11 protein-coding genes are annotated in these 13,593 nt (G+C 41.1%); 10 read left to right on the top strand and 1 reads right to left on the bottom strand.

All coding sequences use genetic code 11. The features are described 5' to 3' along the window. Positions 1–33: 33 nt before the first annotated feature. The 8 genes from hpsJ-B (at position 34) to H6G73_RS04165 (ending at position 9,351) form a co-directional block, all read left to right on the top strand. Positions 34–891 carry a hormogonium polysaccharide biosynthesis protein HpsJ gene (gene hpsJ-B / locus H6G73_RS04130; RefSeq protein ID WP_190601686.1) on the top strand — a complete coding sequence of 286 codons (858 nt, stop codon included), beginning with the start codon at positions 34–36 and terminating at the stop codon, positions 889–891. A gap of 278 nt (positions 892–1,169) precedes the next feature. Continuing rightward, positions 1,170–2,033, top strand: coding sequence for a glycosyltransferase family 2 protein (locus tag H6G73_RS04135; RefSeq protein ID WP_190601687.1), 864 nt, complete (start codon positions 1,170–1,172; stop codon positions 2,031–2,033). Between the two features lie 345 nt (positions 2,034–2,378). Further along, positions 2,379–3,167 carry a DUF502 domain-containing protein gene (locus tag H6G73_RS04140; protein ID WP_190601688.1) on the top strand — a complete coding sequence of 263 codons (789 nt, stop codon included), beginning with the start codon at positions 2,379–2,381 and terminating at the stop codon, positions 3,165–3,167. Positions 3,168–3,254: 87 nt separating this feature from the next. Continuing rightward, positions 3,255–3,896, top strand: a complete 642-nt coding sequence (gene nusB / locus H6G73_RS04145) for a transcription antitermination factor NusB (protein ID WP_190601689.1) — start codon at positions 3,255–3,257, stop codon at positions 3,894–3,896. A 109-nt stretch (positions 3,897–4,005) separates the two neighbouring features. After that, positions 4,006–5,595: a signal recognition particle-docking protein FtsY gene (gene ftsY, locus H6G73_RS04150; protein WP_190601690.1), complete on the top strand. Its 1,590-nt coding sequence runs from the start codon at positions 4,006–4,008 to the stop codon at positions 5,593–5,595. A gap of 817 nt (positions 5,596–6,412) precedes the next feature. Further along, entirely contained in the window at positions 6,413–7,798 is a 1,386-nt protein-coding gene (locus H6G73_RS04155; protein ID WP_190601691.1) for a PP2C family protein-serine/threonine phosphatase, read from the top strand. 348 nt (positions 7,799–8,146) lie between these two features. Further along, positions 8,147–8,692: a photosystem II reaction center PsbP gene (gene psbP / locus H6G73_RS04160; protein WP_190601692.1), complete on the top strand. Its 546-nt coding sequence runs from the start codon at positions 8,147–8,149 to the stop codon at positions 8,690–8,692. Between the two features lie 65 nt (positions 8,693–8,757). Then, entirely contained in the window at positions 8,758–9,351 is a 594-nt protein-coding gene (locus H6G73_RS04165) for a Maf family protein (RefSeq protein ID WP_190601693.1), read from the top strand. A 265-nt stretch (positions 9,352–9,616) separates the two neighbouring features. On the opposite strand, the gene H6G73_RS04170 is transcribed toward H6G73_RS04165, so the two are convergent. Then, on the bottom strand, positions 9,617–11,605 hold the full coding sequence (locus H6G73_RS04170) for an ABC1 kinase family protein (protein WP_190601694.1): 1,989 nt from the start codon (positions 11,603–11,605) through the stop codon (positions 9,617–9,619). A 352-nt stretch (positions 11,606–11,957) separates the two neighbouring features. On the opposite strand from H6G73_RS04170, the gene cofH reads away from it, so the two are divergent. Both cofH and psb27 read left to right on the top strand, forming a co-directional pair. Continuing rightward, positions 11,958–13,106 carry a 7,8-didemethyl-8-hydroxy-5-deazariboflavin synthase subunit CofH gene (gene cofH, locus H6G73_RS04175; RefSeq protein WP_190601695.1) on the top strand — a complete coding sequence of 383 codons (1,149 nt, stop codon included), beginning with the start codon at positions 11,958–11,960 and terminating at the stop codon, positions 13,104–13,106. A gap of 56 nt (positions 13,107–13,162) precedes the next feature. Next, complete coding sequence (gene psb27, locus H6G73_RS04180; protein WP_190601696.1) at positions 13,163–13,567, top strand: photosystem II protein Psb27; 405 nt, start codon at positions 13,163–13,165, stop codon at positions 13,565–13,567. Positions 13,568–13,593 lie beyond the last annotated feature (26 nt).

A 13,593-nucleotide genomic window follows, 5' to 3' on the forward strand; every position in this document is an offset into this window, starting at 1 on the left:
ATCTATATTTATTGAGAACTAATTTGAAAAAAAATGGTTAATCGTTCTGTTCCCTCTAGCGTCACCCTATCTTTAAAGATAGTAGGGATAATCTGCTTGTTATCCTTTTTACTTGACTTTTTGTTCTTATTGTTCCCTTTCCAGCCCACCAACCAATTATGGCAAATTAGCCTGGGCAGAAATTTGGTAGAAAGAGGCATTGTGCCAATGGTGGGCTTGGCAATTCTGTTAGCTGGTGATTGGATTGAGAACAATAGTGATACTGGTCGTTCACCAGGTCTAGACCTGAAATTACCAGCTTTTATCTTATCCAGTGTTTTAGGTCTAATGTTTTTGTTGATTTTTCCACTACATCTGAATAACGTCAACCAAGTTAAAGGTCAGACATTAACCAGAATCAACCAGGAAGCAGATCAGCTAGAAAGACAAGTTAACAACCAATTAGCTCAATTTCAAACACAATTGGGTAGTAATGATCAGGTCAAGGTTGCTTTGGATAGGCAACGTGCTGCGCTGAAAGAACAATTGGCTGGTCAATTGGATGAATTGGTCAGGGATGAGCAAAAATATAATCAGGCGCTCCAAAATAATCAAATCCCTGCGGAGCAAAAAGAGCTACTCAAGCAGTATAAAACTAATCCCAAAGCCTTGGATGATTTTATCGCCAAGCAAACTGAACCAAACCAATTAGCACAACAACGTATTACCCAAGTTCGTACCCAAAAAGAACAAAGAATAAAACAAACTCAGGAAGATGCTTCCAAGGAATTGCGAATTGGTGTTAGTAGTTTGTTATTGTCTATTGGTTTTATTGTGATTGGTTGGACTGGACTCAGAAGCCTGGGTATTCTCCAAGGTGGTGGTGGTAAACGTAAGGTGCCAGTACGTTAGGTCAATATTAATCTGGCAGTGAGGATGGACAATTGATTTGTTAATTATAATCCTGCTGCCACTCCTTGTTTGTGATTTGAAGATTAGAAATATAGCAGCCAGAGAGAACAGGAAACAAGGTGAAAAGTATTTTTGCGTGAGGATATGTTCTCTTGGTCTATCCAAAAGTAGAATTTACATTTAAATATTTTGACAATTTTTATACCACATATTTGGGGCTGTTTCTGGACTTAAATTCGCAAGATTTTCACATTAAGTAAATCCATATAGACTTGCCGATGATTTCAATTTACATATTGACCTATAACGAAGAACTGGATATCGCCGCTTGTATTGAGTCAGCGATGCTATCAGACGATATCATTGTAGTAGACTCTTTTAGTAGCGATCGCACTGCTGAAATTGCCAGTCTTTACCCAGTGCGGTTTGTCCAACACGCCTTTGAAAGTCACGGTCGTCAACGCACCTGGATGCTGGAGTCGATTCCACCCAAATACGAATGGGTTTACATTCTGGAAGCAGACGAAAGAATGACACCAGAGTTGTTTGCTGAATGTGTAGCCGCTACCAAAGACCCCAATTTTAATTCCTATTACGTCGCGGAAAAAGTGATGTTTATGAATCGTTGGATTCGTTATAGCACCCAATATCCGCGTTACCAGTTACGCCTTTTCCGTCATGGTAAAGTCTGGTTCGATGACTATGGTCACACAGAACGAGAAGTATGTGAAGGTGTAACAGGCTTTTTAAAAGAAAACTATCCCCATTACACTTGTAGCAAAGGCTTGAGTCGCTGGATTGAAAAACACAACCGTTATTCTACAGATGAAGCTAGAGAAACATTGCATCAGCTAGAAAATGGTAAGGTGAATTGGCTCAACTTATTTTTCGGCAAATCCGAGGTAGAAAAACGTCGTGCGCTAAAAGACTTGTCTTTGCGTCTACCAGGTAGACCCTTACTCCGCTTCCTTTATATGTATTTCTTCTTGGGTGGTTGTTTAGATGGACGTGCAGGTTTAGCTTGGTGTACTTTGCAGACATTTTATGAATACCTGATTTTGCTCAAGGCTTGGGAAATGAAGCATCTTCCTACACCTGAGTTAGAGACGAAAGTGCTGGTGGGAGAAGGACAGCTAAAATAAAGCCTCTATCTCCGCACAGATGAAAGCATCATGGGTAATTCACTAAACATGATCTGTTCATAAGCTTAATTTTCTTAACAAAAGTTTTTATTACTATAATTCCTGGGGAAAGCTAGGTTAGTTGCTTGTCAACACTAGTCTCCAGGCTTTTTAATCGGTGCCACAGATTGATTACCATCTAGTGCAAGGGCGCGGTAGTATTAGTATTACACCTCAAAATTGCAATAATCATTCACAGCTATTACAAAGAAAAGTAACATTATTAAAAATTCAGTAACTGCCATCTCATTTGGCCGAGGTCTATAAAATCGATGAATTTCGGATTTGGGATCACCCCATGGGTTTATGGATACTAATCATCAAAGTTTTACTAGCCTAAAAAAGGAGAATCAGGCTTTGGTCATTGAGCGCTTGAAACAGGACTTAAAAAATGACCTGATTGCTGGTTTATTAGTGGTAATTCCCCTGGCTACCACGATTTGGTTAACAATAACTGTCGCTAATTGGGTAATTGACTTTCTCACTCAAGTTCCCAAACAACTGAATCCCTTTGATGGTTTAAACCCGATTTTAGTCAATTTTTTGAATCTGTTAGTGGGATTGGCTGTGCCACTGTTCAGTATTCTGTTAATTGGCTTGATGGCACGGAATATCGCTGGACGTTGGTTGCTAGATGTAGGTGAGCAGTTATTACAGGCTATCCCCTTAGCGGGTCAAGTCTATAAAACCCTCAAACAGCTACTAGAAACATTACTCAAAGATTCTAACGGGAAATTTCGCCGTGTGGTGCTAGTTGAATATCCACGTCGAGGCATGTGGGCGATCGCATTTGTGACTGGAGCCATGAGTAGTGAAATTCAAACTCAACTCTCCCGTCCTGTTTTGAGCGTGTTTATTCCTACTACACCCAACCCTACCACAGGATGGTATGCAGTAGTCCCGGAAGAGGAAGTAATCAACTTAAACTTATCCATTGAGGATGCCTTTAAAATCATTGTCTCTGGTGGTATCGTTGCCCCTAATACTTCCCTCTCCTCCATCTCCTTCACAACTACCGTACCTGTACTAGAAAGCCAACCACAGGTAGTGGCAGTGGAAGAAATTGAAAATTATACTGACAAAGTTATCAGTTAATGAATAAGCTTGTTGTTTAACTTGTGTGACAATTGATAAGCTTGTCTGTTCTAGTTAATTATTTCTGATCTCATTTTTCCTACTATTATGCAACCTCGTAAACCCCAACAAATAGCCCGTGAATTGGCACTTCTGAGCTTAAGTCAGCTGCCAGTCAACCCCAAAAAATTAGAAAAATTATCAGATGAGCAGTTGGTATCAAAGCTAGTATTGGGAGCAGTCCGCACCCTGACCACGGAAGTCCAAGATACTTTAGACAACGCTGCGGCAGAACTACAACGTAGTAACGATCGCCTTCTGAGTAGCGAAACTAGGGCCTCAGACCTGAATACAGCTAGAACCATGCTCAAAGAAGCGATCAACTATACCCAAACAGCCATTAATCAATTGGGTACATCTGTTGACTTTCCCGAATTGATTCAACTAGCCAATCAAGATAAAGAAGTCCGTAACTATGCTAAAGCGATCGTGATTTCTGTAAACGAAAACCGCAGCGTCATTGACCAAATGATTTCTGGTGCTTTAGTTGATTGGCAAGTCACCCGATTGGCACAAATTGACAGAGATATTTTACAAATAGCTGTGGCAGAAATGAATTTCATGGGCGTACCAGCCAGCATAGCCATCAATGAAGCAGTAGAGTTAGCAAAACGCTACAGTGGAGAAGACGGACATCGCTTTATTAATGGTGTTCTCCGTCGCGTGACAGAGCAAAAACAACCTGCATGAAGGTAGAACTATAGCTGTCCCAGGTGAAACTATCAGAAATGCCGAATTAACCTAGACTTATTGGACAATTACTATACAAATAACTTTCATCAAAACTTAAACTTCTGCAATGGCTTTTAATTGGTTCCGTCGTCAAGAAAATTCCTCCAACACCCCTGAACAACAGTCCCAGGGGGAAACTCAGTCTTCAGAAACTGCCCAACCAGAAGCTGCCCCAGAACCTGCAATCGATACGGCGGATATGTTGGCATTTGCTAAAGCTGCTTACAAAAATATTCAGCAGAAACAGCAAGCCACTGAAACGGAAGATGTTCCTCAACCAGAAACAGAACCAACACCAGAAGTTGTTACAGAAGCTGTCACAGCAGAAACTACAACTGATACCACTCCAGAAACCCCAACTCCTGAGTTAGAAGTGAGTGCGGTGACGGAAGAACCTGCACCAGTGGAAACTGTAGTAGAAGCTACGAAAGAAGCAGAAAATCAAGATGTTGTTACGCCAACTCAAGCCCCAGCTACCTTATCTTTTTTAGAACGGGCAGCAGCAGAAAGAGAAGCTAAACAGGAAAGATTAATTGCCAATGCCATTGATGTTGCACAGCCAGAAGTAGAAACCATAGAACCTGTGGCTGTGAGTCCAGAAACATCAGTTGCAGAAGCTGATGTTGCAGAAGCTGATGTTGAGGAAGTAGCATTTGATGAAGGGTTTGTATGGTCAACAGAAGTTTTAGCTGCCCAAGGTAGAAAAGCAGAAGATATTTCTATAGAAGAAATTAATTGGCTGAAAAAGCTACGTCAAGGTTTAGATAAAACTCGCCGGAATTTCCTCAACCAACTGAAAGCAGTTGTTGGTCAAGGGCCTCTCAATCAAGCAGCAGTGACGGAAATTGAAGCACTGTTGCTGCAAGCAGATGTGGGTGTAGAAGCCACAGACTTGATTATTACTGCCCTACAGAAAAAGCTCAGAGATGAGGTAACACCACCAGAGCAAGCGATCGCCTACCTGAAAGAAATTATTCGCGATATGCTAGATCAGCCGATCAAAGCATCATCAAAAGTAAACTTTGCTCCCACCAAAGACACCCTCAATATTTGGTTAATCACGGGGGTAAATGGTGCAGGTAAAACCACAACCATCGGTAAACTAGCTCATTTAGCCCAAAAATCCGGCTATAAATGTCTAATTGGGGCAGCAGATACCTTCCGGGCTGCCGCAGTTGAACAGGTGAAAGTCTGGGGTAGTAGAAGCGGAGTCGAAGTCATTGCCAACCCAGGCAAAAACACAGACCCTGCCGCAGTGGTATTTGATGCCATTACAGCAGCCCAGTCCCGACAAACAGAGTTACTGCTAGTTGATACAGCAGGAAGGCTGCAAAACAAGAAAAACTTAATGGATGAACTGAGTAAAGTTCGCAAAATCATTGATAAAAAAGCGCCGGATGCTCATATTGAGTCATTATTAGTCCTAGATGCTACCTTGGGGCAAAACGGTCTACGTCAAGCAGAAGTCTTTTCCCAAGCAGCCCAACTCAGTGGCGTAGTTTTAACTAAGCTAGACGGTACGGCCAAAGGAGGAGTAGCCCTAGCAGTAGTTCAACAATTAGGCTTACCTATCCGCTTTATAGGTGCGGGAGAAGGAATCGAAGACCTCCGCCCATTTTCTAGTTATGAATTCACTGAAGCCTTATTGAGTGGCTAGTTTCTTCAGTTAGCCCACGAATTAAAGCCTAACAGTTATAGCCGTAAACACAGCAGTTAGGACAGTAACTAAAACTAAAGCTCAGACACCCAAAGGCTTTGAGCACTGTCACCCCTTCGGATAATGCCTCCGGCACGCTACGCGAAGGCCAGTAGCTCATAGGGGTTTCTGGCTCACATGTTACCTGTCACCTGCTATAACTGTTAGGCTTTTTCATTTGCCCCTCTCCAACCAATACAAAGTGTGAGGTTGCAGCCTCCAACTTTGCGGATATAGAGGCTATAGATAGAAAAAAACTATGAAAGCGAATTTTTGAAAAATTTATGGTATACAAGTTAAATGTTTATCTCCCATTTTAACTTCCTTAGTTTTACAGGTATGAAATTTGTGGTTTCATAGCTTATTGCTAAATATAGTCAACTTGTCAAAGAAACTATCTCCAAAGACTTGTTTCTTCTTTACAGATGACAGGCAATAGCTACTCTAGAAGGATGAGAGGTAATTTTGCTGCCTAACAAGTTTATATTTCTCCAGATATAGGAATTGCTAAATCAGTTATGAAAAAATGAAAAACCTTCCAACATATCATTAAAATTACCGACTGCCAATAGGTGATTTTGAAATAAAAAAGACATAAATGCAAATTTGAGGAATTTGCAGAAAATACAATCAGTAAATGTAATACTTATACAAAATAAGTCCTCCGTCTTTCTACTCTTGCTAAAATCACTAATCTTGTCGAATATGATTGAGCGATGGGAAAGGGGAAAGATTTATAAAATATCATAAATTTACTTAATCTTTATTATTTCTACCCGTGTCTCAAGTTCCTTCTCACTCAACTGACAGTAATAGTAACGCCGCAACAGATGTCACGCCAGTTGTGGCGCTCAAAGAACTTGTGGCTAGACTGCACCGGGAACAAAATAAAATTCAAGATTTACTTAGTTCTTTAGGATTTGCCCTCAGAAGTTTTAATAATTTAAATCAGTTTTTAGAACTTATTCCCTTGATGGCTACCAGAGTGACAGATGCAGATGGTAGCGCTCTTTTTCTCTACAAACCTAACGGTCAAATTCGCCTAGAACAGTTACATTGGCAAGATAGTCAACAACGAAAAAATATTAGAAAAGCTTTAGAAACAGCTACAAGTCAAATTACACTTTTACCTAATTCTGTTCCCCTCGCTACATCCCCAGGTATTTTAGATGATCAAATGCACCAATATTTAGGGCCAGATGTGCAAATATTTGGAACAGCAATTTTAGTGAAACATACAGAAAGAGGTTGGTTGTATGTTTTAAGTCGTGACCCAGAATATAGTTGGACGGAAACTCGACAAAAATTAGTCAGGTTGGTTGCAGACCAAACCGCAGTGGCAATTGAAAATGATGAACTGGCAGTTGAACTGAGAAAGAAAGAACGTCTCGATCAAGAATTAGAAATTGGTGCAGAAATTCAACGCCGACTTTTACCCCGTCAATGTCCAAGTATTCCTGGTGTGACATTAGCTGCACGTTGTAAACCAGCTAACCGTGTGGGTGGGGATTATTATGACTTTATTTCCACTAATCACAATCAATTACGAGCAAATAATTCTGCTAGTGCAGATGAGGTTAGTTGGGGTTTAGTAATTGGGGATGTGATGGGTAAAGGTGTTCCCGCAGGTTTGATTATGACGATGATGCGGGGAATGCTACGGGGTGAAGTATTACATGGTAATTCACCGGCGGGAATTTTACAAAATTTGAATCGAGTCATGTATGCAGATTTGGAAAATTCCCATCGCTTTATCACGTTATTTTACTCAGAATATAATCCCCAAACTCGAATTTTGTCTTACAGTAATGCGGCCCATAATCCCCCTTTATGGTGGCACGCAGCGACGAAAACAGTCAGTAGATTAGATACTTTAGGGATGTTGATTGGTTTAGATGCCAATAGTCAATATGAAGATGCTCAGGCACAGTTAGAACCAGGGGACACCATAATATATTATACCGATGGTTTAACCGATGCAGCTTCGGCTGGGGGCGATCGCTTCGACGAGGACAATTTTATTAGTTGCTTTAGCACCGCTTGTAAATACTGCAATGGCCCCCAAGAAATTGTAGATTATCTGTTTGACCAAGTGCAGCTATTCATTGGTGCTGATAGGCAAAACACTGATGATATGACATTGGTTGTTTTACAAATTATTTAACTTGATCATAGAAGTTATCTCAGTTAATTGCCTGTGGTAAAAATTCAATATCCAAAAGAGGTACACATAGAGAATAAATCTGGCGAAAAGCTTGGAAAATTAAAGTCTCAATTTCGGAAAATATGTCATTCGGTAGCAGATTTTGATTGATTAATTGCTAAAAAATTGACCTAGCAGTAGATTTGATTGGTGCAATTCACCTCACAACCAACATACTTACTGAAAAATGTTCAGCACCGGATAATCAATATCGTCTCCATAGCCTAAAACGTACCACATTAATGGGAAAATAAAAATTTGTAATAATCCTTGTCTGATATTGCTTCCAGCCGAAAGGAATTTTGTTCAATGTGGAAACGAATTGCGTTAATCTTACTGTTGGTATTCAGTTTCAGCCTCAGTCACCCTAGTGAAGCATCTGCGGCTGGACTCAAAAGTTTTGTAGATACTGGTGATGGCTATCAGTTTTCATATCCTAATGGCTGGGTGCAAGTGAAAGTTGCTAACGGCCCTGATGTGGTTTTCCATGATTTAATTGAAATTTCTGAAAACGTTTCTGTGGTCATTAGTCCTGTTTCTGCCGGTAAGACTTTGACAGAATTGGGAACACCAACAGAAATTGGATATAAATTAGGAAAAGTCGCTTTAGCACCAGAAGGTTCAGGACGGTCTGCGGAATTAGTTAATGCAGCCCAGAAGGAAACTGATGGAAAAATCTATTACCTCTTAGAATACCTGGTCACACTTCCCCAAAAACAGCAAAGACACAACATTGCTAGTGTGGCTGTGAGTCGTGGCAAGCTTTTTACTTTTAATGCGTCAGTGCCAGAAAAACGTTGGTCGAAACTCCGACGATTAATTGATGAATCAGTGAATTCTTTTACTGTCTATTAATTAGTAATTGGTTATTGGTAATTGGTCAGCAACAACAATTACCAATTCTTTTATCATCATCTACTATGACAATTCCACCTTTTGTACTTGCTTCTGCTTCTCCTGCGCGTCGTCGGTTATTGCAAACCGTGGGGATAGAACCGATAGTTTGCCCCAGTGATTTTGATGAGTCGCAAATTCCATTGACTGAACCTGGTAATTTAGTACAAACTTTGGCTAAGTGTAAGGCAGAAACTGTGATATCACAATTTCCCTCTGCTTTGATTATGGGTTGTGATTCGGTTTTGGCGATTAATGGTGAGATTTATGGTAAACCTGCCAATGCTGATGAAGCGATCGCTCGTTGGCAATTAATGCAAGATAATGTTGGTGATTTATATACTGGCCATATCTTGATTGATACCATACAAAATCGCTCTGTTGTCAAGTGTCAAGTAACGAGGGTATATTTTGCTAAGATGAGCGATCGCGCTATTTCTGCCTATGTAGCTACAGATGAACCCCTGAAATGTGCTGGTGCTTTTGCCTTAGAAGGGTTTGGCAGTTTGTTTGTGGAAAAAATCGAGGGTTGCCACAGTAACGTAATTGGTTTGAGTTTACCTCTACTGCGGCAGATGTTAGCAGATTTGGGGTATGAAGTTACTGATTTTTGGTCATAAAGTTATACTCATTTGAAAAATGATTGTTACAGATGTAGGTTGGAGACCTTTGCGTTGCGGGGTTTCCCCAGTTGTAGCAACTGGTGTTTGAGGGACGACGTGTAGGGTGTAGTAGGCATAATCCAACATCCACAATCTTTTGAAGTGTTGGGTTTCACTCTGTTCAACCCAACCTACGTATCTGAACTTCTGTAACTTCTGTTCGCGCAGCGTGCCGTAGGCATACTTCTGAACTTCTGTAACTCCTATTTAAAAATTTATCAGGTTACTTCACCTCTATTGGTTCGGTTAAAATTTGCCGAATAATGCGAGTAATGGCTTTTTGGACGACTCGATTAGCAATTTGTTGACCTAAACGTTGTACTCCAGGATTAACAATGATTTGAGCTAATTGAGGCGCTATTTTAGTAGCATCAAAACCTCTAGTTTCCCGCAAAATTCCCACAATTCTTTGGATATATTCCAAGGTTTGTTGTTGTTCAACTGTGGCTGCGGCAACTTCATTGACGGCTGTGATGCCAACTCTTTCTCGGAGTAGAGAGGTGAAGTTATGCAAGGTGTTTCTGCTCACAGCATCTATGCCGTTGAAAAATTCATCTACTAGTTTGTCTCTAATAAATGCACCCCGTTCAGAAGTTAAAAATTCGACTCCTTGATTCACAACTAAATTAAAGTCGTAATCTTGACTATTACGAGCATTTTTTAATAAGTTTTCTAAGCGATTCCAACGGAATTTCCCATCTTTAAACAGTAAATCTTTTAATGATGTTCTTAATTCATCGGCTGGGTCGGTGAGTAGTCGTTTAGAAACGTAGGGATAAGCTTCACTGAGAACTTTGAAATTGGGATCTATATAGATAGCAATTCCTTCTAAGGTGACAAGAGAACGAATAATTAAAGCGTAGTATGGCGGAACTCTGAAGGGATATTCGTACATTAATGCTGAGAGTTCATCGGTGATGCTTTTAATATTCAGTTCAGCAACACTTGCACCTTGAGCATTAGCAAATACTTTTGCAAAGGCAGGAATAATTGGTGTCAGGTCAGTTTCTGGTGAGAGAAACTCTAATTTAACGTAGTCCTGGGCTAAAGAATCAAAGTCCCGGTTAACAACATGAACGATCGCCTCTATTAAACCATATCGTTGGGGTGGTTTAATTTCGCTCATCATCCCAAAGTCGAGATAGGCTAATTTCCCGTCAAAGGTAGCTAGCAAATTACCAGGGTGGGGGTCAGCGTGGAAAAAGCCATGTTCTAGTAATTGACGTAGGGAACATTGCACACCCACCTCAATTAAATACCTGGCATTGATACCCAAGGCGTTAATTTCTTTCGGTTGGGTTAATTTCACCCCGTTAATCCATTCCATCGTCAAAACACGACGGTTTGTATATTCCCAATAAATTTTTGGTACGTATATATCCTGAATATGACCGTATAATTTAAAAAAGCGTTCTGCATTCTCACCCTCATGGATATAATCCATTTCTTCAAAAATGCGATCGCCTAATTCATCTAAAATCCCGACTAAATCACTGCGTACCCGTTTAACACTGCGCTGTACCCAGGCAGCCAAGCGACGCAAAATATATAAATCTATAGTGATAATCTCCCGTAAATCCGGGCGTTGTACCTTAACAGCGACTTCTTCCCCTGTTTTTAACCTTCCTTTATATACCTGTCCCAAGGAAGCCGCTGCGATGGGTTGGGGAGACAATTCCGCGTAAATTTCCTCTGGTGTTGCTCCCAATTCTTCCTCAATGAATTGATAGGCGATTTCATTGGGGAAAGCTGGTAACTGGTCTTGCAGTCTGGCTAATTCTTCTAAATACAGAGGAGGAACTAAATCTGGACGAGTGGACAGTGCTTGACCAATTTTGATATATGCTGGCCCTAACTTTGTCAGTAATTCCCGCAATTGGATGGCTCGGCGACGGTCATTTTTAACCACGATTCCCCGTTTACTATCCCACCAAATCCCCAAAACAAAAGCCAGGGTTGGACGCAAAACCGTTAAAATCCGGTTCAACACTTGTAGAGGTTTATTGCTGTATTGAACTTGGATTTCTATGGGGTCGTAAAGAATTGTCTCCGGTTCAACTGCGGCCGTGTCTATGACTCGATGAGCAAATGCTGTTCTATCTGGCGACTCTGTCACCACATTTTTAGTTGGTACTACTTCAATCACTGACAATTCGCCTCCGCGACTGTCTACAGGAATTTTTTCGGAAGGGGGAAGTGTCTTAACCATCATGAAGAAGCCACTGTCAGTTTAATGTTGTTAAGTATTGTAACAATATGTTGAGATTATCGCATCTCTTCAGCCACAGGTAATTGCTGGGGGAGGTGCAGATTATCTAGGTTGTAGGGGATGGGAGTGGAGAAATGACAACAGCAATATCCGTAGCTTTAGCTCAGAGATTGTCAAGCTATCTACTGCCATTATCACCTCATGTCCTAGATTGGCCAAATCTCTTTATTTTTTAGATCAGTTTTGGTGTGAATGAAGTTTAAGATTTGCTGCGAAAATTAAAATAGTAATAAGTTATCAATTTCAACGATAGGCACAAATAGCCTCAATCCAAAAATATCTAATCCCAAATCGGATGACGCAAGTAGTGGATAAAATTCTTGAGCGGGCACTGGTCGGTTACGATTTATCTCCGGCTGAGGGTGTAGTGTTGCTACAACAAACAGACCCAGAAGCGATCGCTACAATTAAAGCTACAGCCGACCAACTGCGTCAGCAACAAGTCGGTGATACTGTCACCTATGTGATTAATCGCAATATTAATTTTACTAACATTTGTGAGCAGCATTGTAGTTTTTGTGCATTCCGGCGGGATGATGGCGATCAACAAGCTTATTGGTTAGATTGGGCACAGATTCTCGAAAAAACTACAGATGCAGTCAACAGGGGAGCGACGGAAATCTGTATGCAGGGGGGGTTAAATCCCCAAGCCCAAATTCATGGACGGTCGCTGACCTACTATCTGAAGTTAGTAGAAACAATAAAACAGGAATTTCCCCACATCCATCTCCACGCCTTTTCACCCCAGGAAGTGCAATTTATCGCCAGAATGGATGGTATTTCCTATGGTCAGGTGATAGAGGCTTTAAGGGATGCTGGTTTGGGTTCTATGCCGGGCACAGCAGCCGAAGTGTTAGATGATGAAGTGAGGAAAATACTTTGTCCAGAAAAAATCAACACTGGGACTTGGTTGGAAATTGTGGGGACAGCCCATAAATTAGGCTTGCCAACAACTAGCACCATGTTGTCAGGGCATATTGAAACGCCAGCACAACAAATTGACCATTTAGTTAAATTGCGATCGCTCCAACAACAAGCCCTAGAAAAAGGATATTCGGGACGAATCACAGAATTTATTTTATTACCCTTCGTGGGACAAGAAGCCCCCAAACCTTTACGTCGTCGAGTGGGAAGAGACCAACCAGTATTAGCAGATGCACTGTTACTCACTGCGGTAGCACGGATTTTTTTAGGCAATTGGATAGCTAACCATCAACCCAGTTGGGTGAAACTGGGGCTAGAAGGGGCGATAACAGCCTTAGAGTGGGGTTGTAATGATATTGGTGGCACCTTGATGGAAGAACACATTACCAATATGGCTGGTGCGGTGGGTGGTACATGTATGGAAGTAGAAACCCTGCAACAAGCGATCGCTACTCTAAAACGACCATATCACCAAAGAGATACCCTCTATCAGCCAATCACATCACACTCCCTAGTGTGATCCCCTGTATACCAATCCAAGATAGGATGGACTTTGATTTACTTCTTTTTTGAAATATGAATATGAAGCGCTATTGGTCGCGTCTGCTAGCCTTGGTTTTGGTCGTAGCCATCGGCTTAATGGGTTGTAGTGGTAGTCCAGACGGTTTAACAGGAGATTATCGCCAAGATACCTTGAGTCTAGTGAATACCATCAGACAAGCTCTGGAAGTATCTCCTGATTCTCCCGATAAAGCAGCAGTGCAAGCAGAAGCGCGACAAAAAATTAATGACTTTTCTGCTCGCTACCAACGGAATAATTCTGTTTCTGGTCTTGGCTCTTTTACAACTATCCGCACAGCCCTCAATTCCTTGGCTGGACATTACAGTTCTTATCCCAATCGCCCTGTTCCAGAAAAACTAAAAAATCGTCTAGAGAAAGAATTACAGCAAGTAGAGGCAGCACTCAAACGCGGTGCTTAATTCTCATCTCAGTTTAATTGTGAAAA

The organism is Richelia sinica FACHB-800, from assembly GCF_014698825.1.
GTDB lineage: Bacteria > Cyanobacteriota > Cyanobacteriia > Cyanobacteriales > Nostocaceae > FACHB-800.